Source organism: Streptococcus equinus ATCC 9812 (assembly GCF_000187265.1).
GTDB lineage: Bacteria > Bacillota > Bacilli > Lactobacillales > Streptococcaceae > Streptococcus > Streptococcus equinus.
The window spans coordinates 1,203,698-1,225,947 of sequence record NZ_GL698429.1 but is presented as its reverse complement, the minus strand read 5'-3'; the positions used below and the strand labels follow the sequence as shown (position 1 = coordinate 1,225,947).

The 22,250-nt window shown below is 38.6% G+C and carries 22 protein-coding genes and 2 pseudogenes; 18 read left to right on the top strand and 6 right to left on the bottom strand.

Annotated features, from left to right (window positions below; all coding sequences use genetic code 11):
* Positions 1-20: 20 nt before the first annotated feature.
* The 12 genes from argH (at position 21) to bglS (ending at position 8,202) form a co-directional block, all read left to right on the top strand.
* A complete protein-coding gene (gene argH, locus HMPREF0819_RS05860; RefSeq protein WP_004233345.1) occupies positions 21-1,403 on the top strand; it encodes an argininosuccinate lyase in 1,383 nt (460 codons plus the stop codon).
* A gap of 151 nt (positions 1,404-1,554) precedes the next feature.
* A complete protein-coding gene (rnpA, locus tag HMPREF0819_RS05855; RefSeq protein ID WP_004233343.1) occupies positions 1,555-1,914 on the top strand; it encodes a ribonuclease P protein component in 360 nt (119 codons plus the stop codon).
* Positions 1,898-2,713 carry a YidC/Oxa1 family membrane protein insertase gene (locus HMPREF0819_RS05850; RefSeq protein WP_004233341.1) on the top strand — a complete coding sequence of 272 codons (816 nt, stop codon included), beginning with the start codon at positions 1,898-1,900 and terminating at the stop codon, positions 2,711-2,713. The genes rnpA and HMPREF0819_RS05850 overlap by 17 nt, the downstream gene beginning before the upstream one ends.
* Before the next feature lie 12 nt (positions 2,714-2,725).
* On the top strand, positions 2,726-3,736 hold the full coding sequence (jag, locus tag HMPREF0819_RS05845; RefSeq protein ID WP_004233340.1) for an RNA-binding cell elongation regulator Jag/EloR: 1,011 nt from the start codon (positions 2,726-2,728) through the stop codon (positions 3,734-3,736).
* A gap of 118 nt (positions 3,737-3,854) precedes the next feature.
* Entirely contained in the window at positions 3,855-4,706 is an 852-nt protein-coding gene (locus tag HMPREF0819_RS05840; protein WP_044023376.1) for an ABC transporter ATP-binding protein, read from the top strand.
* Between the two features lies 1 nt (position 4,707).
* Positions 4,708-5,547: an ABC transporter permease gene (locus HMPREF0819_RS05835; protein WP_004233338.1), complete on the top strand. Its 840-nt coding sequence runs from the start codon at positions 4,708-4,710 to the stop codon at positions 5,545-5,547.
* A gap of 43 nt (positions 5,548-5,590) precedes the next feature.
* Entirely contained in the window at positions 5,591-6,016 is a 426-nt protein-coding gene (locus HMPREF0819_RS05830) for a LytTR family DNA-binding domain-containing protein (RefSeq protein ID WP_004233337.1), read from the top strand.
* An 83-nt stretch (positions 6,017-6,099) separates the two neighbouring features.
* Positions 6,100-6,423, top strand: a complete 324-nt coding sequence (locus HMPREF0819_RS05825; RefSeq protein WP_237393049.1) for a DUF3021 family protein — start codon at positions 6,100-6,102, stop codon at positions 6,421-6,423.
* Positions 6,424-6,529: 106 nt separating this feature from the next.
* Positions 6,530-6,664: a 50S ribosomal protein L34 gene (rpmH, locus tag HMPREF0819_RS05820; protein WP_002885866.1), complete on the top strand. Its 135-nt coding sequence runs from the start codon at positions 6,530-6,532 to the stop codon at positions 6,662-6,664.
* A gap of 125 nt (positions 6,665-6,789) precedes the next feature.
* Positions 6,790-6,999 (top strand): CsbD family protein, encoded by a 210-nt coding sequence (locus tag HMPREF0819_RS05815; RefSeq protein ID WP_004233335.1) that lies wholly within the window; start codon positions 6,790-6,792, stop codon positions 6,997-6,999.
* Positions 7,000-7,157: 158 nt separating this feature from the next.
* The gene (locus HMPREF0819_RS09075; RefSeq protein WP_169308677.1) at positions 7,158-7,331 is read left to right on the top strand and encodes a hypothetical protein; all 174 of its coding nucleotides are present in this window, start codon (positions 7,158-7,160) and stop codon (positions 7,329-7,331) included.
* A gap of 280 nt (positions 7,332-7,611) precedes the next feature.
* Positions 7,612-8,202 (top strand): beta-glucanase, encoded by a 591-nt coding sequence (gene bglS, locus HMPREF0819_RS05810; RefSeq protein ID WP_004233329.1) that lies wholly within the window; start codon positions 7,612-7,614, stop codon positions 8,200-8,202.
* Between the two features lie 198 nt (positions 8,203-8,400).
* Here the strand turns inward: bglS and HMPREF0819_RS09410 are convergent, their stop codons facing one another.
* The 3 genes and pseudogenes from HMPREF0819_RS09410 to HMPREF0819_RS05800 form a co-directional block, all read right to left on the bottom strand.
* Entirely contained in the window at positions 8,401-10,386 is a 1,986-nt protein-coding gene (locus HMPREF0819_RS09410) for a GH36-type glycosyl hydrolase domain-containing protein (RefSeq protein WP_255308692.1), read from the bottom strand.
* A 56-nt stretch (positions 10,387-10,442) separates the two neighbouring features.
* Positions 10,443-10,703, bottom strand: a pseudogene (locus HMPREF0819_RS09460) (GH36-type glycosyl hydrolase domain-containing protein); the annotation flags it as partial.
* A 128-nt stretch (positions 10,704-10,831) separates the two neighbouring features.
* Positions 10,832-12,115, bottom strand: a complete 1,284-nt coding sequence (locus tag HMPREF0819_RS05800) for a GH36-type glycosyl hydrolase domain-containing protein (protein ID WP_004233315.1) — start codon at positions 12,113-12,115, stop codon at positions 10,832-10,834.
* A gap of 14 nt (positions 12,116-12,129) precedes the next feature.
* Between HMPREF0819_RS05800 and dltD the strand changes: the two are divergent.
* Positions 12,130-12,747, top strand: a pseudogene (gene dltD, locus HMPREF0819_RS05795) (D-alanyl-lipoteichoic acid biosynthesis protein DltD); the annotation flags it as partial.
* Between the two features lie 43 nt (positions 12,748-12,790).
* Here the strand turns inward: dltD and HMPREF0819_RS05790 are convergent.
* Positions 12,791-13,672 carry a LysR family transcriptional regulator gene (locus HMPREF0819_RS05790; protein WP_004233313.1) on the bottom strand — a complete coding sequence of 294 codons (882 nt, stop codon included), beginning with the start codon at positions 13,670-13,672 and terminating at the stop codon, positions 12,791-12,793.
* Positions 13,673-13,829: 157 nt separating this feature from the next.
* On the opposite strand from HMPREF0819_RS05790, the gene HMPREF0819_RS05785 reads away from it, so the two are divergent.
* Both HMPREF0819_RS05785 and HMPREF0819_RS05780 read left to right on the top strand, forming a co-directional pair.
* A complete protein-coding gene (locus HMPREF0819_RS05785; protein WP_004233312.1) occupies positions 13,830-15,452 on the top strand; it encodes a malolactic enzyme in 1,623 nt (540 codons plus the stop codon).
* Positions 15,453-15,473: 21 nt separating this feature from the next.
* Positions 15,474-16,745: a 2-hydroxycarboxylate transporter family protein gene (locus HMPREF0819_RS05780; protein ID WP_004233311.1), complete on the top strand. Its 1,272-nt coding sequence runs from the start codon at positions 15,474-15,476 to the stop codon at positions 16,743-16,745.
* Positions 16,746-16,866: 121 nt separating this feature from the next.
* On the opposite strand, the gene HMPREF0819_RS05775 is transcribed toward HMPREF0819_RS05780, so the two are convergent.
* Entirely contained in the window at positions 16,867-18,072 is a 1,206-nt protein-coding gene (locus HMPREF0819_RS05775; protein WP_004233309.1) for an L-lactate MFS transporter, read from the bottom strand.
* A 138-nt stretch (positions 18,073-18,210) separates the two neighbouring features.
* Positions 18,211-19,725 carry an ATP-binding cassette domain-containing protein gene (locus tag HMPREF0819_RS05770; protein ID WP_255308691.1) on the bottom strand — a complete coding sequence of 505 codons (1,515 nt, stop codon included), beginning with the start codon at positions 19,723-19,725 and terminating at the stop codon, positions 18,211-18,213.
* A gap of 170 nt (positions 19,726-19,895) precedes the next feature.
* On the opposite strand from HMPREF0819_RS05770, the gene HMPREF0819_RS05765 reads away from it, so the two are divergent.
* The 3 genes from HMPREF0819_RS05765 to rsmA all read left to right on the top strand — a co-directional run bounded on the left by HMPREF0819_RS05765 (position 19,896) and on the right by rsmA (position 22,211).
* Entirely contained in the window at positions 19,896-20,666 is a 771-nt protein-coding gene (locus tag HMPREF0819_RS05765; protein WP_004233306.1) for a TatD family hydrolase, read from the top strand.
* The gene (rnmV, locus tag HMPREF0819_RS05760; protein ID WP_044023427.1) at positions 20,659-21,228 is read left to right on the top strand and encodes a ribonuclease M5; all 570 of its coding nucleotides are present in this window, start codon (positions 20,659-20,661) and stop codon (positions 21,226-21,228) included. The genes HMPREF0819_RS05765 and rnmV overlap by 8 nt, the downstream gene beginning before the upstream one ends.
* Positions 21,229-21,338: 110 nt before the next feature.
* Positions 21,339-22,211 carry a 16S rRNA (adenine(1518)-N(6)/adenine(1519)-N(6))-dimethyltransferase RsmA gene (rsmA, locus tag HMPREF0819_RS05755; protein WP_004233302.1) on the top strand — a complete coding sequence of 291 codons (873 nt, stop codon included), beginning with the start codon at positions 21,339-21,341 and terminating at the stop codon, positions 22,209-22,211.
* Positions 22,212-22,250 lie beyond the last annotated feature (39 nt).

Genomic DNA, 22,250 nt, shown 5'->3' with positions numbered 1-22,250 from the left:
TGGTTCATTGTATCAGTGATATGACAACAGAAAATCATAAATTATGGGGCGGGCGGTTTGAAGCTGGTCTTGAAAAATGGGTTGAGGAATTTGGTGCATCGATTTCTTTTGACCAAAAAATGGCAGAATTTGATTTGAAAGGTTCCATTGCACACGTGACAATGCTTGGTGAAACAGGAATTATCACAAAAGATGAAGCAGCTCAAATCAAGGCAGGTCTTGAAGAACTTCTTGAAGAATACAAGGCTGGAAAGATTGAATTTGACGTGTCAAATGAAGACATTCACATGAATATGGAAAGTCTTTTGACAGCAAAAATCGGTCCTGTGGCTGGGAAATTGCACACAGCACGTTCGCGTAATGACCAAGTTGCAACTGATATGCACTTGTACTTGAAAGCTAAGCTTGATGAAGTGATTGGAAAACTTGGCAATTTGCGTAAGACTTTAGTTGATTTGGCTGAAGAGCACGTTTACACAATCATGCCAGGTTACACGCATTTGCAACATGCACAGCCGATTTCATTTGGGCATCACTTGATGGCGTACTACAATATGTTTACCCGTGATAGCGAGCGCTTTGAGTTTAACGTGAATCATGCTGATTTGTCACCGCTTGGTGCGGCTGCTCTTGCTGGGACAACTTTCCCGATTGACCGTGAAATGACAGCACGGCTTATGGGCTTTGCCAAACCCTACAGCAACTCCCTCGATGCTGTGTCTGACCGTGATTTTATCTTGGAATTTTTGGCAAATAGTTCGATTTTGATGATGCATATGAGTCGTATCTGTGAAGAAATCATCAGCTGGTGTTCAAATGAATTCAAATTTGTGACTCTTTCAGATACGTTCTCAACGGGTTCATCTATCATGCCACAAAAGAAAAATCCTGACATGGCAGAATTAATTCGTGGGAAATCAGGTCGTGTTTATGGCAATCTCTTTGGGCTTTTGACAGTTATGAAATCTTTGCCATTAGCTTATAATAAAGACCTTCAAGAAGATAAAGAAGGCATGTTTGATACGGTTGAAACCATTACGGTGGCTATTGATATTTTAGCTGGCATGCTAAAAACCATGACCGTTAATAAAGAACACATGGCAGAATCGACTGAAAAAGATTTCTCAAATGCGACAGAATTGGCTGACTATCTTGCTAGCAAAGGACTTCCTTTCCGTCAAGCGCATGAAATTGTTGGTAAATTAGTTCTTGAATGCACAAAAGCAGGTTATTATTTGCAAGATGTGCCGTTTGAACGTTACCAAGAAATTTCTGATTTGATTGAGGAAGATATCTATGAAACTCTCAAATCTCATACGGCAGTTGAACGCCGTCACTCTCTTGGCGGAACTGGTTTTGACCAAGTAAAATGGCAAATTGAATTAGCAAAAAAAGCTTTATAAAAACTCAATCGACTGTCATTTTGACTAAAAAAACGCTGAGCATAGATTCCAATAAAAATATTTTAAAGATAATAAGCCCAAACTTCTTAGAGGTTAGGGCTTTTTTCGATTTTTATGGTATAATAAAAATAATTTAGAATGGAGTCGTACGTTGAAGAAAACCTATCGTGTCAAAAGTGACAAAGATTTTCAGGCGATTTTTAGCAAAGGATCAAGTGTTGCTAACCGAAAATTTGTCCTTTATCATTTAGAAAAAAATCAGAGCCACTATCGAGTAGGGCTTTCTGTGAGCAAGAAACTTGGTAACGCTGTCACTCGTAATAACATTAAACGAAAAATTCGACACGTTATCATGGAATTGTCACCAAACTTGATTAATCAGGACTTTGTCATCATTGCGCGTAAAGGTGTCGAGGAACTTGATTACCATGAAGTGAAAAAAAATCTATTGCACGTTTTAAAACTTGCTAATTTATATCAGGAAGGTCTCAATAGTGAAAAGAAAGATTAAATTATTAGGATTAAGTAGTCTTACTTTAGGTCTTTTGGCTGCTTGTGGGCGCAGCGAAGTAACCGCTTCCTCAACAAATGGTTGGGAACAAATCGTTTACTTCTTTGCCAAGGCTATTCAATGGCTTTCAATTAATGGTCGTATTGGTGTGGGGATTATTCTCTTTACAATTATCATTCGAGCAATCTTGATGCCATTGTTTAATATGCAAATCAAATCTAGTCAAAAAATGCAAGATTTGCAGCCAGAGCTTAAAAAATTACAAGAAAAATATCCTGGTCGTGATACTGACAGCCGCATGAAGTTGACTGAGGAAAGTCAAGCTCTTTATAAAGAATATGGTGTTAATCCATATGCGACAATGCTTCCATTAGTGATTCAATTGCCAATTTTGATGGCTTTGTACCAAGCATTAACTCGTGTTGCTTTCCTAAAAACTGGAACTTTCTTGTGGATTGAATTGTCACAACCAGACCCATACTATATCTTGCCAGTCTTGGCTGCTTTCTTTACTTTCCTTTCAACTTGGTTGAGTAATAAAGCTGCGCGCGAGAAAAACATGGCAATGACGATGATGACTTACGTGATGCCAATCATGATTTTCTTCCTAGCTTTCCGTTTGGCATCAGGGGTTGTGCTTTATTGGTCAGTTTCTTACGCTTTCCAAGTTTTCCAAGTTCTTGTATTGAACAATCCGTTTAAAATTATTGCTAAGCGTAAAGCAGAAGAAGAAGCTGAAAAAGAACGTGCCGCTAAAATTCGTCGTGCTAAGAAGAAAGCGCAAAAGAGAAGAAAGTAAGAGGATAAAAATATGGTAATATTCACAGGTCGAACTGTTGAAGATGCTATTGAAAAAGGTTTGAAGGAATTAAACCTTTCACGTCTCAAAGCTCATATTAAAGTTGTTTCTCGTGAGAAAAAAGGTTTCTTTGGTTTTGGGAAGAAACCTGCTCAAGTAGATATTGAAGGCATTAACGAAGTGACTGCACACCGTGCTAACCAAAAAGCTGTCAAAGGTGTGCCTGAAGAAGTTAATCAAAAAAATGAACCTGTTTCATCAAAATTTGAAGATACTATGGAACTTCGAAAAGTAACTGGTATCATCAAGAAAATGGAAGAGCGTGGCGAAGTCATCGATGATTCTGTCAAAGAAGATATCGTTATGCACAAGAAAAAAACACAAACTATTCTTGAGGAAGCAGGTCACACAGAAGTCTTAGAAGCTCTTGAAAAAGTTAATGAAGCAGAAACTGAAAAAACACCTGAAGTTGTCGAAGTTTCAGATGTTCCAAAACCTGTTCGTTCTGAACAAAGCTTTGAAGAATTTGTTGTAAGTGAGTTTCCAGATCAACGTGAATTGAGTAAAGACATTGAAAAAGCGACTGAAGAAGTTGCTGAATATGTTAAAAAAATCATTTACGAAATGGACATTGAGGCAACTGTTGAGACTAGCCACAATCGTCGCCAAATCAATTTGCAAATCGAAACACCAGAAGCTGGTCGTGTGATTGGTTATCATGGTAAGGTTTTGAAATCTCTTCAATTACTTTCACAAAATTTCCTACATGACCGTTACTCAAAGAATTTCTCTGTGATTTTAAATGTTCATGATTACGTTGAACACCGCACAGAAACATTGATTGAATTTACTCGTAAAGCAGCAAGCCGTGTGCTTGAAACAGGTAAAGATTATGTCATGGATCCAATGAGCAATAGCGAGCGCAAAATTGTTCACAAAACCATTACTGGTATCGAAGGCGTAGACAGCTATTCAGAAGGAAATGACCCAAATCGCTACGTTGTTGTGACAGCTGTTAGATAAAAAAAGCCCTTTAAGGGCTTTTTATTTTACCGCTTAGCAATTATTTTTAACCGCTTACTGAAAAAGCTTTCATTTCAGGTCTTTATTTGATAAAATAATGTCAAAAGGGAGGACGGCTATGTTAATTAGGACAAAGAATCTGGTTAAAACATTCGGAAATAAAACGGTTATTGACCACTTGAATTTAGAGGTAGAAGAAGGAAAATTACTGGCTTATATCGGGACAAATGGTGCCGGAAAATCAATAACGATGAAGATGTTGACAGGCTTGTTAAAACCAACATCTGGTGAGATTGAATTATCTCCAAATCTGAAAATCGGAATGGTTTTCCAAGACAGTGTGCTTGATGCTGAGCTAAGTGTTTTGGACAATTTAAAGAGCCGCCAATCGCTTTATCGCAATCGTGATAAGAATTGGATGGAAAAGCTGATTCATCTGACTGGTATTGAGGATTTTCTCAATCAAGCTTATGGAACGCTATCAGGTGGCCAACGTCGTCGAGTTGATATTGTGCGAGCACTCTTGAACAAACCTAATCTTCTTTTCTTGGATGAGCCGACGACTGGTCTTGATATTCAGACACGCAAGGCGATTTGGGAGTTGTTACGTCGCTTGCAGCGTGAAGAAAAGTTGACAATCTTCTTGACTACTCATTATCTTGAAGAGGCTGAAAATGCCGATATGGCTTATATTATCGACCGTGGTAAGGTTTTGGCTAAAGGCTCTGCTAAGGAGCTGAAGGAAGCTTATTCTAAACCATACTTGCTCGTTGATGCGAGTGATATATCAGCATTTTCGGACGTAGCGTATCAGCTTTTGGGAAATGGCCAATTGAAGCTTGTTATTAATGATTCAAAAGAAGCTTTGCAAATTTTATCTGATAAGCGCGCAGCGATTAATGATTTTGATTATGTTAAAGCAAATATCAATGATGTCTTTTTGAGTATTACGGGAAGGGAGATGGCTTAATATGTGGGCGATGACAAAACGCAATTTACAGCTCTATTTTTCAAATAAAGCAAGTGTCTTTTTCTCACTTTTGGGAGCTTTGATTGCTTTTATTCTTTATGTGATTTTTTTGCAGAAAAATATGCAGGATTCTTTTGCTGGAACACCAAATCTGGAAGAGCTGCTTGATAATTGGGTCTTGGGCGGTACACTTGCAGTGACCAGCATGACAACAACGTGGACAGGGATTTCTTGCTTGGTGCAAGACAAGGCGAGTCATAAGTTGGAAGATTTCTTGTTGACAGATATTTCACAATTAAAACTTTATCTTGGCTATCTCATTTCATCTAGCTTGATTGGTTTTATCATGCAGCTAGTCATGTTAGCTATCATGAAACTTTATTTTTACTGGCAAGATGGCATTAGTTTTGGGTTTGAACACTTGCCTCAAATGCTTTTAATCATGCTTTTGAGTTCAATCATGGGAGCAGGTTTTGCTTTACTTGTTTTGCAATTTGTCAAAACTTTAACGACAGACGAAGCTCTCTCAACCATTGTAGGAACAGTTTCAGGTTTTCTTGTTGGGGTTTATATGCCGATTGGGGCTTTGCCTGATTTTGCACAAAAAGTGGTCAAATTAACACCTGCAGCCTATGTATCAGCTGCTTATCGTCAGCTTTTGATTGCAAAAGACGCTGTAAACGCAGATGCCAAGGAATTTTTAGGAATTGGTTTGAAATTAAAAAACTTAACGACCTTAAATCAAGAAATGCTCCTAGTGAGCCTTGTTATTTGTGGGATAATCGTTCTTTTGGCGCTAAGTTTATATCTTGAGCGATTCTCGTTGACTAAAAATAAATAAGAGGAGTTGAAGGGTGCACTACTAGTTTGAAGAGGATAGCAGTTTGCCAAAGGAGACTATTGAAGTTTTGGTCCGAAGTGGAAAATACGATCAAGCTGTCCAAGATGTTTTAGATTATTTAGCAAGATTTAATCAGGAAAAAACGGAAGTTTTACCAGTAAAAACGACTATGCGTACAGAGTTGTTGCGCGTGTTAGATTTAATTTTGATAGATGTTGACGGAAGTTCTTTGATTTTAGAGACAAGACACGGAAGGCTTGTGACTAACGACCGACTCTACAAGTTTCGTTCTCGCCTGAACAACCCTGATTTTGTACAAGTATCAAAGCATGCTGTGCTTAATATCAATCATTTAAAAGCTTTAGAGAGTAGTCTCTCGGGCAATATGTTGGCTCTTTTGACAAATGATATTAAGACAGACGTCAGTCGTCGTTATTTGTCAGATTTAGAAAAAGCTTTGGGATTGTGAGATGTGCCTGATGAAATTTATTAAACGTGCGATTGTTTATATTAATTGGAATAGGTTTTGGGGGTCTTTGTTATCTTTTCTTTTTGTGGCAAAGTGGTGCAAAGACACAGACGGTTCAGCAGATTGCTAATGTTGTTTTTACAAGTGGTTTGATTGGGTTAGTTAGTATGATTTTTGAGGCAGAAGCTTTTGCTATGACTTGGAAAATTATAATTCATTTTTGTTTGGTTTACAGCATTAATAGCTGGTTAAATTTGATGAATGGCATCACGATAAGTTTCTTTTGGTCATGGGGTTTTTTGGTAGAATTTACCTTGATTTACCTAGTTATTTGGCTTGTGATTTATATTAATTTTAATTATCGTGTGAAAAATATTAATCAGAAACTACAGGAAAAAAATAAGTAGTGCTTGACAGCTAGCCATACTTATTATAAAATAGTAGAGTATGTTTAGTAACTGATCAAATATAGCCGGCTAAACGAATACGAAAATCTATGAGGAGGTATTCATCGTGAAACGTACTTATCAACCAAGTAAAATCCGTCGTCAACGTAAACACGGATTCCGTCACCGTATGTCAACTAAAAACGGACGTCGCGTGCTTGCTGCTCGTCGTCGTAAAGGACGTAAAGTTTTATCTGCATAATGATAAATCATCCGCCAGTGCTCGAGTCTGGCGGCTTTTATTTTGTGTTTTTTGAAAGCGGATGCTTTACTTATTTAATCAAAAATGCTAGTCTTTAAGTAACTTAAAGATTAGAGGGCACATGTATGTCTGACGAAAAATATAAAGCAAAATTAGATCAAGTTAAAGGCGGTCTCAAACAAGGTTTGGGAAAAGTAACTGGTAATAAAAAGCTAGAAGCTGAAGGCTTTGTTGAAAAGACAATTGCTAAGGGAAAAGAATTGGTTGATGACCTCAAAGAAGGCTCAGAAGAAGCTATCGATACTATCAAGAAATCATTAGATAAAAAGAAATAATACGATTTACCACAGTTTCATGAATGAAATTGTGGTTTTTTATAAACTTTTTTCATATTTTTTGAAAAAAAGTATAAAAATCTGGTGAAAATGTAGTATAATATAAATGTAAGCGTTTTATGAAAAATGCAAGATATAGAATTTGGGAGGGTGAGTTGATGAAAGAAGTTAGCCTTTATATCAGAATCACTAATTTTATTTTGCTGGTTTTAGTGCTTTTAGATAGTAGTATTAAAAGTGTACTTATTTTAGCAGCAGTTATTTTATTCTTGTCAGCTTTACTGCAGGGGATTTTGTCTTATAAGCGAGTAAAATTAAGTCATCAGTCTTGATTTTCTTAACCTTTATAAAAGGTCTTCTTAGAGCTATTTTACTTAAAATGGTTCTAAGAAGACTTTTTTCTTTTTTATCTTGATGTCATAAATCTGATATTTTTTTAGAGAAAGTAATATGACAGCTTCGATGAAAGCGCTATACTATTGACATAACGGAAAAACGGAGGATTTTAAAGGGAAACAAAAATTTGTGTGACTAGCATCTTTTCAGGATTATGAAAAAGAATTTGGCCCATTTTTAAAAATCGTTGTTGGTTAGAAAAAGAGAAGTGGTACCATGGAATTTCGTAGCGGAACGATTGGCGGTATGTTTAATTGCCGTTGGGATCCCGCAAACGTTGGTTTTAACAATAGTCTTATGAGCCTCAAAATTGGAAGTGATGGCCGCGGAGACTATACTGGTGATGAATGGCGTAGTAGAGAACGCTTTGGATATGGTCTTTTCCAAGTGAATATGAAACCCATTAAAAATCCAGGTGTTGTTTCTTCATTCTTTACTTATACTGGTCCAAGTGATGGAACAAAGTGGGATGAAATTGACATTGAATTTTTAGGTAAAGATACTACTAAAGTTCAATTTAACTACTATACTAGTGGTCAAGGAAATCACGAATACCTTTATAATTTAGGATTCGATGCTTCTCAAGGATTCCATACTTATGGTTTTGATTGGCAAGCAGACCATATTACTTGGTATGTTGATGGAAGAGCTGTTTACACAGCTTATAACAATATTCCTAGCACACCAGGTAAGATTATGATGAGTGCTTGGCCTGGAACTCATGAAGTAGATTCTTGGTTAGGTGCTTATAATGGTTGGAATCCTTTATATGCTTATTATGACTGGATTAGTTATGATAAATTTTAATTAAGTTATTGTTAGTGACATAACAATTTGTTTTTACTTAACTGATTCAAACTACACTCCCCAAACAAATCGGTTAACTCCCCCAAAAATAACTCTTTAAAATCACTCTTACTAAAACGTTAAAAGAAGAAAGAACTGAATGATTTCAGTCCTTTTTTTGATAGCTAAAAAGCTGAGACTTAGTCTCAGCTTTTGTTCTTATAGGGTAAGAGTGATTTGGTTAGTGTCTTGTAAGAGTTCTTCAGGAAGGTAGGTTTGGTCAAGTTCTTGACCATTGAGGATGAGTTTTGTAAAGCCTGTTTCCTTATGCTCTGGATTTTCCACAGTGATGTGAAGTTCTTTGCCACGGAAGATTTTGGTCATGCTGAAAGCATCCCATTCTTTTGGAATGGCTGGTGAGAGTTTTAGACCACCTAAGTCAGGTCGAAGTCCTAGGATCCCTTCTACGCAGCCAACCATAACAGTTGAAGCTGTACCAGTTAGCCAGTGGACGTGTGAGCGTCCAAAGTGTGGGCTAGCAGGACCTTCTGTAAATTGACCGTAGCAGTAAGGTTCGAGTTGACGGATGTCTGCGCGGTCGTTTTGGGCAGCGGGAGCAATTTCCATAAAGTAAGTAAAGGCATGCTGTCCTTGTCCGCGTAGGGCTTCAGCTAGGATTAGCCAACCTTGTGATTGAGAGAAGATACCAGAGTTTTCTTTGGTGCCTTGGTTATAGATAACAGCAAGAGCGCCGTCGAAAGCGTGAGCGTGATATGGTAGGTTCATGAGGATAGTACCATAATCTGTGTTAAGCTGTTCAAAAACATTATTCATAGCGAGGTCTGCTTGTTCTTTGTCAGCAAAGCCACTGATGACAGCCCAGCTTTGTGGGTTTAGCCACATATTAGCTTTTGGGTCATCAGCTGCGCCGATACGTTCATCTGCTTCGGTGAAACCACGAATGAAGCGGTCATTATCCCAGCAGAGGTCTTGAATTTTTTGTCCCATTTTCTCTTGTTCAGAGTCAAGGAAAGTAAGGTAGTCAGTATCGTTTTTGGCTTTGGCAAATTCACGCAAGACACTTAGGGCATAGTAGAATTGCAAAGCGACAAATGATGATTCACCATTGGCACCGAGGCGAAGACAGTCATTCCAGTCAGCGTAAAGCCCAGCAGGCATGCCGTGAGGTCCGAGGTGGTCAAGTGAGAACTGAACAGCGGCTTTCAAATGTTTGTAGACACTTGCTTCTCCTTTATTAGCAAATGGAATTACTTCATCAAGGAAGGCAAGGTTTCCTGTTTCAGAGATGTATTTGTAGACTGTTGGGAATAGCCAGAGGGCATCGTCTGAATGATAGGCTGGGTGACCAGTTTCTTGAACATAGGATGCGTCATCTGGTGTGTCTTCGTGACCTGGGTTGTGGGTGAATTTTACAAGAGGAAGTCCTCCACCGTTATCGACTTGAGCTGATAGCATGAAACGAATCTTTTCAGCTGCCATTTCAGGTTTCAAGTGAATGATACCTTGGATGTCTTGGACAGTATCGCGGTAGCCATAGTCGTTACGAAGTCCGCAGTAGATAAATGAAGCGGCGCGTGACCAGATGAAGGTCATGTAGCAGTTGTAGGTATTCCAGGTATTGAGCATGGTGTTGAATTCTGGGCTTGGTGTTTGGACTTGAAGGTTAGTCAAGCGGGCTTCCCATTCATCTCGAAGTCCTTGAATTTCAGCTTCAACAGTTTTTGCTGGATTAGCGTAATGAGAGATAATGTCAGCAGCTTCTTGGGATGGTTTTTCACCAAGGAGAAAGACAAGTGTTTTACTTTCTTGTGGTTCAAATGTGACTTTACTTGAAAGAGCACCACAAGCATTTTCGTTGTAGCTTGTTTGGTCACCAAGATTTCCAGATGTAACTCCCTCAGGTTTGTCGTAGCCATTGTAGTTACCTAAGAATCCTTTTTTATCTCCACAATATGAGTTAACCTTTGCACCACCAAGTCCAAAGAAGCGTTCAGTGACATTTTTTTCGTCCACTTGTTCGCTATCATCAAGAGTATCAAGATTCCCATGAATTTGTTGGACGATACGATTGTCTTTGAAGAGTGTGCGCGTGATGAAAAGGGAGTATTGAAGGTTGACTTGGACTTGCTCGTAGTTGCTGTGGTTGGTAAATTCAGCGTAGCCTTTAGTGTGAGATGACGAGATTGCTCAGAGCGGTTAGTAACGGTGATTGCCCAAACTTCATAGCTTTTATCTTTTGGAACGTAGTAGCTAGCTTTTGAATGAATGTCAGAGTAATCAGCAATCATCTTAGTGTAGCCCATCCCGTGGTGACATTCGCTATGATAGCCATTTAAATCTTTACCAACAGGTTGCCATGATGCCGACCAGAAGTCTTTGTTGTCATCGTCACGTAGGTAAATATAGCGACCTGGTTGGTCAAAATTATTGAAAACATAGCGCAAAATACGTCCGTTAGCACCAGATTTTGCAAAACTGTATCCGCCAGCGTTATTTGAAATGATGGCGCCGTATTCAGGTGAGCCAAGATAGTTGACCTAAGGTTTTGGAGTGTTTGGATGAGTGATAACATATTCGCGATTGGCATCGTCAAAGTAGCCGTATTTCATGAGAGAGTCCTTTCTGTTTTTTAAGCTAGTGTAATGATAATTTCGTGGGTATCGTCAGAGAGTTCTGTGAGTTTATCTTTTGTGATAAAAGCAAATGCGTCATCAGTGATGTCGATTTCTTGGTTATCACAGATAGCTTTTTTGATGATATATTTTCCAAAGTCTTTTTGATTTGGGTTATCGTAGTGAATATGGAATGTCTTATCGGCAAATTGTACGGTGATGCTTGCGCGCCCTTTGTCATCGAATTGTTCTGCAAGAAGTTTTGGATAAAGGACAAGGTCACCGGCTTTTCCGTGAACACCGAAAGCTTCTGTCACCATTGTCAGCATGTACCAGCTGGCAGCTCCAGTTAGGTAGTGGTAAACACCACGACCGTCAGCACGGAAGTATTCAGGAATACCTGGATAGATTCGACTTGTTTCAAAGTTGAGAGCTGTGTCTGCTAAGGATTTAAGAGCTTTCCAGCCTTCTTTTGCAAAGCCACGACGATAAAGGGCATTGGCGTACATGACTGTCATGTGAGAAAAGACTGCGCCGCTTTCTTTTTCACCATAAGCAAATCCAAACATGCGACCAAGGTCAGTTTTGATTTCTTTGAAGTCGGTATTTAGACGATAGCCACCGATTTCTTGGCGGTAGAGGTAGTGGTCAGCACTAGCTGTGATTTTGCGGATTTGTTCATCTGTAGCAACAAAATTCATGATAGGAAAGACTTGTCCAGTCAACATCATGTGCATACGGTCGTTGTAGTAGCCATCAGTTGGTTTACCACTATTGTCGTAGTAGCTGTTGTAGCAACCTTCGTGTTCATCAAAATCAAGCCATTCTTGTTTTTGTAGATGTTGGCGAAGCCAAGCAGCTTTTTGAATGAGATTTAGTGCCAACTCAGAAAGTGAAATTCTGATTTTACGTCCAGTAACGTTGTGGCGACATTGGTTAGTGTAGGCTTCGAGGATTTCAACAGAATCTGTGCCAGTTTGACTTTCTAGTAGACGAATGAGGCTTGCAAGGTCCATCAGATTTCCAGAATAAGCAGCAGTAAAGGCAACACTTTCTCCGTTGTCATTAGCCATATCGAGCGCATCGTTCCAATCAGCTCCGCGTAGGCGGTAGATATTATGGTCACCAACTTCGTAAAATCCAGTCAAATGTTGGATAAGCAAGTGTTCGAGGATGCTACCAGTGTAGACGCTGTTGTCAGAAGTGCGTTGCTCATTGCCATAGTTATCATTCCAATCTTGGTCGATTTCAGTGCCACGTTTGACGTGAGGGTCTTTGAAGTATGAGACTTCTTTGGTCAAAATATCGACGTCACCTGTTCAGCCATTTGTCAATTGTGGATAACTATGATGGAACCGTCAAACCACAAGCTAAATTGTTACCAGAAAATTTGACTTATCCACAACTTGAAAAAATAGCGACTGCAGATGGAAAAAAAGCAAGTAGTGGCAACAGTTTTGGCATTGATAATACCTTTTACAATTTGCGTATCAAGCCACAATCTAAGCGTTTAAAAAATTCTCAGACGAGATTTAACTATCTAAAATCACCAGAATACAACGATTTGCAGCTCGTGCTAAATCAATTTGCCCAAAATAATACGGACGTACTTTTTATTATTCCACCAGTTAATAGCAAGTGGTCTGACTACACAGGTCTTAATCAAGATATGTATCAAAAATCAGTTGAAAAGATTAAATACCAGCTGAAAAGTCAAGGATTTAATCATATTGCTGATTTTTCAAAAGACGGTGACAAAGCTTACTTCATGCAAGACACTATCCACATGGGTTGGAATGGTTGGGTTGCTATGGATAAAGCTGTGAAACCTTTATTGGATAAAGGAAATACAAGACCAACTTATCAGATTAACAACCGATTTCTAAGCAAAAAATGGGCTAAATACACTAAAAATCCTAGTTCATTTTATTAAAAATGAAACGAAAACCTCAACCCTTTTGGGTTGAGGTTTATTTTTATGAAACTTTTTCAATTAAGGTAACAAGTTGTTTGATTTCCTCTGATAAGCCAGCATATTTTGAGTGAGCGTAGCTGACATAAAATGAAATGCTATCTTCTTTGGCAAGAGGAATCTTGACCAGTTGGTCAGAGTCACTGCTAAGAGCGATGTCAGATAGCAGTGAAATTCCCATATTTTCTGCGACCATTTGTCTGATGACTGAGACATCATCGATTTTAAAAAGGATGTTTGCTTGGTCGTGGTAGCGGTGGTTGAGCTGATTGAATGCTGTCAGATGCATATTGTGCTCATCGAGTAGAATAAAGTTTTCAGAGAGAATATCCTGAAATGCAAGCTCTTTTCGGTCTGCTAGTGGGTGATTCTTAGAAAGTACCACGTAGAATTCTTTTTTGAAAAGTTGTTTGATAACCAGTAAATCGTTTTTGATTGGGGCAAGTGAGCCCAACAAACTAAAATCGATTTGCCCATCAAGTAATTTCATCATGAGACTATTTGAACCACCACGAATGGCTTTAACTTGTGAAAATGGTGCTAAGTCTTCATTTTGCTGCAATAATTCTGTCAAAATGTAATTGCAGATAATCGGTGGGAAACCAACGGTTATCATAGGATTGAGTGACTGGTGCACCTCATTAACAGCCGTTTTGATTTGCAGTAAGACATCTTCAACGTGACTTTGAAAAATATCTCCTTGCAAGGTTAACTCAGCCGTTCGGTGTGATGGGTCTTTGATGATTAAATCGCAACCTAATTCTTTTTCCAAGCGCTTGATAGCGTAAGAAATCGTTGGTTGACTGACTTTGAAATATTGTGCAGCACCAGTATAAGATTTCAATTTTCCAAGCTGGTAAAAATATTCTAAATCACGTAAATTCATGCTTACCTCCTTGCCTTATTTTACCATAATCTTTTTCAATCTACTTATAATTTTTTTTATTAAAACTAACGCATTTGACTATAAGAAGTTTGGCAGTTTATAATGACCAGCATAAGATCTTTCTACATATTTAAATAGCCTATTAGGAGGAAAAGTCATGCGTGGACATGAAATTTTAAATAACCCGTTTTTAAATAAAGGGACTGCTTTTACTATGGAAGAACGTAAAGAACTTGGTTTGCTTGGTATTTTGCCACCTTACGTTCAAACAATCGAAGAACAAGCTGAACAAGCTTACCAACACTTCTTGCGTAAACCATCAAATCTTGAAAAACGTCATTTCTTGATGGAAATCTTCAACACTAACCGTACACTTTTCTACTACCTATTCAACCAACACATCGTTGAATTTAACCCAATTGTGTACGATCCAGTTATCGCTGAAACAATCGAAGAATACAGTGAATTGTACGTTGACCCACAATACGCTGCATACCTTGATATTAACCACCCAGAAAACATTGAAGAAACTTTGCGCAATGCTGCTGGTGACCGTGACATCCGTTTGATCGTTGTAACAGATGCTGAAGGTATCCTTGGTATTGGTGACTGGGGTGTCCAAGGTGTGGATATCTCTGTTGGTAAATTGATGATCTACACAGCTGCAGCTGGTATCGACCCTGCTTCAGTTATGCCACTTGTTATTGATGCTGGTACAAACCGTAAAGAACTTTTGGAAAATCCAATGTATCTTGGTAACCGCCACGAACGTGTCACTGGTGACCAATACTACGAATTTATCGACAAATTTGTTCAAACAGCAGAAAACATGTTCCCTAAATTGTACCTTCACTGGGAAGATTTCGGTCGTTCAAATGCTGCTAACATTCTTAACAAATACAAAAAAGAAATTCCAACATTTAACGATGACATCCAAGGTACTGGTATCGTTGTTCTTGGTGGTATCTTCGGTGCTATGGACATCACTGGTGAAAAACTAACTGACCAAGTTTACCTTTGCTACGGTGGTGGTTCTGCTGGTGCTGGTATTGCTGACCGCGTTCACGCTGAAATGGTTTCAGAAGGTTTGACTCCAGAAGAAGCTTACAAACACTTCTTCATGATTGACAAACAAGGTCTTCTTTTCGATGACATGGAAGATTTGACACCTGCTCAAAAACCATTTGCTAAAAAACGTGAAGACTTCGCTGACTGCGGTGACATGACTAGCCTTCTTAACGTTATTAAAACAGTTAAACCAACAATCTTGGTTGGTACATCAACTGATGCTGGTGCCTTCACTAAAGAAGTGGTTGAAGCAATGTGTGAAAACACTGAACGCCCAGTTATCTTCCCAATTTCTAACCCAACTAAGAAATTAGAAGCTACAGCAGAGCAAGTTATTGAATGGTCAGACGGTAAAGCATTCGTTGCAACTGGTGTGCCTTCAGGTACAGTAAGCTACAAAGGTGTTGATTACCAAATCGGTCAAGCAAACAACGCTTTGATCTACCCAGGTCTTGGTCTTGGTATGTTGGCGTCTGAAGCTTCACTTCTTACAGATGAAATGATTGGTGCGGCTGCTCACTCACTTAGCGGTCTTGTAGATCCAGGTCAACCAGGTGCACCTGTTCTTCCACCATTCCAATACGTTGCTGAAGTTTCTATCAAAGTTGCAGAAGCAGTTGCTAAAAAGGCTCAAGAACAAGGTTTGGCTCAAGCTGAAGAAAAAGATATGGCTAAAGCTGTTCGCGACCTTAAATGGTATCCAAAATATTAATTTAGGAGGATAACCATTCGTATGAAAAAATTAAAAGATATTAAAATTGCAGGTCTTTCTCTACCGCTTTATACGGCTCTGGTTATCATTTTAGCTGTTGTTATTGCTATGGGAAAATTGCCACTGAACATGGTGGGAATTACCTTTATGTTAGTTGTTTTAGGTCACCTTTTTTATTTCCTTGGTGAGAGATTGCCGTTTTGGAATACTTACCTTGGTGGTGGCTCAGTATTTACCCTACTCCTAGCAGCAGTGCTTGCTGCAACAGGTCTTGTACCAAAATCTGTTGTTGAAGCAACATCAAGCTTTATGAGTGACTGGGGATTCTTAGATTTTTACATTGCTGCTTTAATCTGTGGTTCTATTTTGGGAATGAACCGCAAACTTTTGGTGAAAGCTTCTGCTAAATTCATTCCTGTTGCTCTTTTATCTATGGTTGTCGGATTCTTTGCAACAGGTGCTGTAGGTGCCCTTCTTGGTCAGGGCTTTGGTCACTCTGTCATGTATGTCTCCTTTGCACAAATGGCAGGTGGAATGGGAGCAGGTATTGTTCCTTTATCAAAAATCTACGCAGCAGGACTTCACACAGATGCTTCAAGCATCTTGTCACAATTAGCGCCAGCAACAACACTTGGTAACATTTTTGCTATTATCGGTGCTATTGTGCTTGCGCGTGGCTTTGCCAATACAAAATTCAATGGACACGGTGTGCTTATCCCTGTGGATAAAGACGATTTGAAAAAATCAACTGTAACACTTGACCCTACCAAAATTGGTGTTGGGATGATGATTGCTTTTGCCCTTTTCCTTGTCGGTGTCATCCTCAATGCCTTTGTGCCAAAAGTGCACAGCTATGCCTTTATGATTATCATTGTGTTTATCCTCAAAGCCCTTGATATTGTGCCAAAAGAGTTGGAAGAAACAGTTGTGATGTTTAACCGAGTTATCATGACAAATCTTACGCATGCCGTTCTTGCTGGTATTGGTCTTGCCATGATTGATTTAACGTCTCTTGCGCAAGCTATGACATGGCAATTTGTTCTTATCAGTCTAACATCTGTTGTTTCAATGGGACTTGCTAGCTGGATTTTTGGTAAGGTTCTAGGTATGTATCCAGTTGAAACAGCTATTGGTGCTGGTATGATTAATAATTCTATGGGTGGTACCGGAAATATTGCTGTACTTTCAGCCGCAAACCGCATGGAAATGATTGCCTTTGCTCAGATGGCGAATCGACTAGGTGGGGCTATTGTCCTCATTCTAGGTGGAATCTTGATCCAATTCTTACATTGATTCAACAATCTTTACTCCTTAAAAATGTGTTTGGATAACTTTTAAAATTTTATCAACTCTGAAAAAAACTAGACAAAACAGAACCCCTTAACCTAAGAATAGGTTAAGGGGTTCTGTTTGGTTAATCCAGGTATTTATTGGCTTTTTGTTGTTTCAACCAGAGCATAATAGCTAAGGCAACAAGGTATAGGACAATGAAGAGAATAAGAGTTGTCTTGTATGATTGGGTTGCTGAGAAGGTTACAGCTAATAGCATCGGACCAGCTAGCGCAGCCATTGCCCAAGCGGTCAAAATATAACCATGCATGGTTGCTAGTTCCTTGGCACCAAAAATATCGCTCAGATAAGGTGGAATCAGTGAAAAACCAGCGCCATAGCAGGTCATGAGAACAGCCATAGCAAAAGTAAATAATGCTGGAGCATGGAAGAAGATGAGAGATACCGTCATGAGGATATTAACGACAAATAAAATCAAGAAAGTTAAGGGACGTCCGATGTAGTCTGATAAACTAGCCCAGAGCAATCTGCCAAAGCCATTGAAAATTCCCATAAGCCCAACGATAATCGCAGCTTGGTTAGCAGACATGCCAGCTAAATCTTGCGCCATCGGTGAGACGACAGAGATTAAGGCAAGTCCACAAGAAATGTTGATGAAGAGAATTAGCCAGAGCAGGTAAAATTCAACTGTTTTTAAGGCTTTTTTAGCTCCAATACCTTGACTTAATTGCTTATGACTGTCGTCAGCATCCTGTTCACTGTAGGATGGAAATTTGAGAAACTGTGAGACGACAAGCATGACCAGAAAATAAGCTCCCCCCAACAGGTAAAAGGTGTTGATAACATCATATTTGGTGATTAAGAAATGTGCGACTGGACTTGTTAGAAGAGAGGCAAAGCCAAATCCCATAATTGCCAATCCAGTTGCCAGTCCACGCTTATCAGGGAACCATTTGATAATCATTGAGACTGGTGTCACGTAGCCAGTACCCAGCCCGATACCGCCAAGAACACCATAGCCTAGATAAAGTAGTAAAAGACTATGATTAGCAAGTGCTACTCCAGTTAAGATATTTCCAGATGCGTACAAGATAGCTGAGATGGTTCCAGTCACCCTAGGACCAAATTTCTCAACAACTTGTCCCATAAAGGCAGCAGACATGCCAAGACAGAAAATCGCAAGTGAGAAGGCAAAAGCAATTGACGATTGATTCCAGCCAGTTTCAGCGATAATAGGATTACGATAAACACTCCAAGCATAGGTAGATCCCAACATTAAATGCAAGATAACACCGCAGCTTGCGATGAGGTAACGATTTTTGGTTGACATGTTTTCTCCTTTTTACGAATGTTAAACCAATTAATTTTTATAAATGTTAGGATATTATTGTATCTTATTTTTCAAAATAAGTAAAATAGTATTTTTTACATAAAAAACGAATAACAAAAAGGATGTAACTAAGAATGTTCAGAGTTTTATAATTTGATCAAATAAAGCTCTATTTTCATTGTATAAGTGGTGAGTAATCATGATGACAGTGAGTTCGTTTGTTTGTAGTAGCTTTCTTTCGATATCAATAGCAGTTAGCTTATCAAGATTAGATACCGCTTCGTCCATAATGACAATTGGCTTATTACCGAGTAATTCTCTAGCAATAGCAATTCTGGCAGCTTGACCTCCAGATAAATCATCTTGGAAAGTAGTATCTAAGCCTTTGCCGATAAAATTATCCACATGTGCAAAAGTTAAAACCTCTTTAAAAAAATTCTTACCCACAGAACGACCAAGCGTGAGGTTAGTACGTAATGTATCTTTAAAAAGATGAGCTTTCTGCGGAATTAAAGCAAAAATATTTTGTAAACTTTCTAGTGATATTTCTTGATAGTTATGGCTATCTAAATAAATGTCACCGTCATAATCTGTTAATTCTCCAGTTAAAATACGAATGAGTGTTGACTTCCCTGCACCTGAGCTGCCAATAAGGGCAACTTTTTCGCCTTTTGAAATTGTAAAGTCGGGAAAGGTAATTTGTTTTCCATTATCGAAACGGAGACTTAACCGATGACAAGTGATGTTTTGGTTAAAATCTGTTAGACTAATAGTTCTTTTGGTTGAAATTGTTTTAGGGTATTTATCAATTAGTTTAGCAGTTGCTTTATATGTGACGATATTGTATGCAGCTCCTCTAGTGTAATTAAATAGGCAGCTAGTTAGATTAGCAATTGAAAAGATAACCCCCGTAGTGATTTCACCCTTGATAACTAAATAACCTGTTGCAATGAAGATTATAACTTGTGCGATAATACTTGACATCATGGAAAGGGAATTAGCGCTACTTGATTCTCTAGTTAGCGTGACTTTAGATTTGATAAGTTTACTAAAATCAGTTAAAATACGATTTTTAAAAAAGTCGGTTTGATTATTGTGATAGAAGATTTCAAAGCCCTCTAGGTAGTCACTTGTTCTATTTAATGCTTGATTAGAGGTATTGGATACTTCTTCGGTTCTTAGAGCGATTTTTCCCTCAAAATCTTTAGGAATAAAATAAACGAAGGTTGTCATTATAATACTGATGATGAGTAATAACCAGTGGAAATAGATAATGGCAAAAGCATTTAAAGCGACTGTTACAATACTTTCAATAGCATCATAAAATTGTTTGAATCCATTATCTTTTAAAAGATTCATATCATTAATCAACCATGAGTTGTATTCAGATTTGGTGTGATGGTTATTGCCAGAATAAGTGTTAACAATTAAGGAATTTAGTAAATCATCTCGTATGAAATTCACTTCTTTTTGGCAGAGTTTTTCTTTCAGACTATCTTTCCAAATTTGTAGGAGACTGTAGCCAGCCCAACAAAGAACATCAATGCAAGACCAAAAAATAAATTGGTTCCAATTGCTTTTTATTAAGGTATCAAGCATCCATGTTAAAGACAGTGAACTCATAACATTAGTTGCAACCCAAAGAATGATAATAGTGATTAAAATAAGATTTCCTTTTGTTAAATATACCTTTATTATAAAGAAATATCGCTATAAAGAAAACGATTGTATAAGAATATTTTTGTTGAATATTATATCTAATTTTCCCTGATTTTCCTGGCACTTGCTTTGGTGTCTTTTGTGGTGTGTGTTATAATAAAAGCATGGAAATTTTCGATACACACACGCATCTTAACGCTGATGATTTTGCTGGTCGTGAAGCAGAAGAATTAGCCCTCGCTAAAGAAATGGGCGTCACTCGACACAATGTTGTCGGATTTGATGCACCAACTATTAAACGAGCTATTGAGTTAGCTGAAGAATACCCTGAAATTTACGCTACAATCGGTTGGCATCCAACTGAAGCAGGTTCTTATAATCAAGAAATTGAGGACATGATTGTTTCAAATCTCTCACACCCAAAAGTGGTTGGTCTTGGTGAGATTGGTCTTGATTATTATTGGATGGAAGACCCAGAAGACGTTCAAATTGAGGTTTTCAAACGTCAAATTCAACTTTCTAAAGAGCACAATCTGCCTTTTATTGTGCACACTCGTGATGCTATGGAAGATACTTACAAAGTTATCAAAGAGGTCGGCGTTGGACCACGTGGTGGGATTATTCACTCATTTTCTGGTTCTTTAGAAATGGCAGAGCGCTTTGTCGAGCTTGGCATGATGATTTCATTTTCAGGTGTTGTCACATTTAAAAAAGCTCTTGATGTTCAAGAAGCTGCGCAAAAATTACCGCTTGATAAGATTTTGGTTGAGACAGATGCGCCTTATCTTGCCCCAGTTCCAAAACGAGGTCGTGAAAATCGCACAGCTTACACACGCTATGTAGTGGATAAAATTGCTGAACTTCGTGGATTAACAAGCGAGGAAGTAGCAAAAGCAACATCAGACAATGCAAAGAGGTTATTTAACTGTGACTGAAAAAATTAAAATTCAAGAAGTATTAGTCGTTGAAGGGAAAGACGATACTGCAAATTTGCGCCGCTTTTACGACGTGGACACTTACGAAACACGAGGCTCTGCTATCAATGATGATGACCTTGAACGCATTGAAAAACTAAATGACCTTCGTGGCGTTATCGTCTTTACAGACCCTGATTATAATGGCGAACGCATTCGTAAAATTATCATGAATGCTATTCCAAATGTGAAACACGCTTTTCTAAATCGAGGCGAAGCCGTTCCAAAATCAAAAAGCAAAGGTCGCTCGCTAGGAGTAGAACACGCAAACTTCGAAGATTTGCAAAAAGCGCTCAAAGGTGTTTTAGGAAACTTTGATGATGACAATCAATTCGACATCACAAGAGCTGATTTGATGCGCTTAGGACTTTTGATGGGTGGCGACAGCCGTAAACGTCGTGAATACCTCGGAGAAGAACTCCGTATTGGCTACAGCAACGGCAAACAACTCCTTAAACGCTTAGAACTCTTTGGCGTCACTCTGGCTGAAGTCGAAGAAGTGATGGAGAAATACCAAGCATAATTCACATTTCGCACTTAACTCAGATGTGATACAATATTAACTTGCATTGATAGAAACGAAAGGAAAGAAATCTTTATTCTGGGGATAACCTGTGGATAAGGAAGAATACTATGAGAATTGCAGATTACAGCGTGACGCGTGCTGTCCTTGAGCGTCATGGCTTTACTTTTAAAAAATCATTTGGACAGAACTTTTTGACAGACACTAACATTCTTCAAAAGATTGTAGATACTGCTGAAATTGACAAAAACGTCAATGTTATTGAAATCGGTCCTGGTATCGGTGCATTGACAGAATTTTTGGCTGAAAATGCTGCCGAAGTCATGGCATTTGAAATCGACGATCGTTTGATTCCGATTTTGGCTGATACGCTCCGCGATTTTGATAATGTCAAAGTGATTAACGAAGACATCTTGAAATCAGACCTACAAAGCCGTATCAAAGAATTTGCTAATCCAGACCTTCCAATCAAGGTCGTAGCAAATTTGCCATACTACATCACAACACCAATCTTGATGCACTTGATTGAATCAAAAATCCCATTTGCGGAATTTGTCGTGATGATGCAAAAAGAAGTGGCAGACCGCATTTCAGCAGAGCCAAACACTAAAGCTTACGGTTCACTATCAATTGCTGTGCAATATTACATGACAGCAAAAGTTGCTTTCATCGTGCCACGTACAGTATTTGTGCCAGCACCAAATGTTGACTCAGCTATTTTGAAAATGACTCGCCGTGAAGAACCACTTGTTAAAGTCAAAGACGAAGACTTCTTCTTCCGCGTTGCGAAAATCAGTTTTGTTCACCGTCGTAAAACACTTTGGAACAATTTGATAAGTCACTTCGGAAAAGCAGAGGAAACAAAAGCCAAACTTGAAAAGGCACTTGAAATTGCAGAAATCAAGCCATCTATTCGAGGCGAAGCTCTTTCAATTGCAGACTTTGCAAAATTAGCTGACGCTTTAAAAGAAGTCGGATTATAAATCAAAAACCAGCTCATATTGAACTGCACCCCAAAAGTT

Coding starts and splice junctions, on each gene's coding strand:
- argH (WP_004233345.1), top strand. CDS start 21: ATGACAACAGAAAATCATAAATTATGGGGCGGGCGGTTTGAAGCTGGT.
- HMPREF0819_RS05775 (WP_004233309.1), bottom strand. CDS start 18,072: ATGTCAACCAAAAATCGTTACCTCATCGCAAGCTGCGGTGTTATCTTG.
- rsmA (WP_004233302.1), top strand. CDS start 21,339: ATGAGAATTGCAGATTACAGCGTGACGCGTGCTGTCCTTGAGCGTCAT.
- HMPREF0819_RS05790 (WP_004233313.1), bottom strand. CDS start 13,672: ATGAATTTACGTGATTTAGAATATTTTTACCAGCTTGGAAAATTGAAA.
- bglS (WP_004233329.1), top strand. CDS start 7,612: ATGGAATTTCGTAGCGGAACGATTGGCGGTATGTTTAATTGCCGTTGG.
- HMPREF0819_RS05840 (WP_044023376.1), top strand. CDS start 3,855: ATGTTAATTAGGACAAAGAATCTGGTTAAAACATTCGGAAATAAAACG.
- HMPREF0819_RS09075 (WP_169308677.1), top strand. CDS start 7,158: ATGAAAGAAGTTAGCCTTTATATCAGAATCACTAATTTTATTTTGCTG.
- HMPREF0819_RS05785 (WP_004233312.1), top strand. CDS start 13,830: ATGCGTGGACATGAAATTTTAAATAACCCGTTTTTAAATAAAGGGACT.
- HMPREF0819_RS05815 (WP_004233335.1), top strand. CDS start 6,790: ATGTCTGACGAAAAATATAAAGCAAAATTAGATCAAGTTAAAGGCGGT.
- HMPREF0819_RS05835 (WP_004233338.1), top strand. CDS start 4,708: ATGTGGGCGATGACAAAACGCAATTTACAGCTCTATTTTTCAAATAAA.
- jag (WP_004233340.1), top strand. CDS start 2,726: ATGGTAATATTCACAGGTCGAACTGTTGAAGATGCTATTGAAAAAGGT.
- HMPREF0819_RS05780 (WP_004233311.1), top strand. CDS start 15,474: ATGAAAAAATTAAAAGATATTAAAATTGCAGGTCTTTCTCTACCGCTT.
- HMPREF0819_RS05765 (WP_004233306.1), top strand. CDS start 19,896: ATGGAAATTTTCGATACACACACGCATCTTAACGCTGATGATTTTGCT.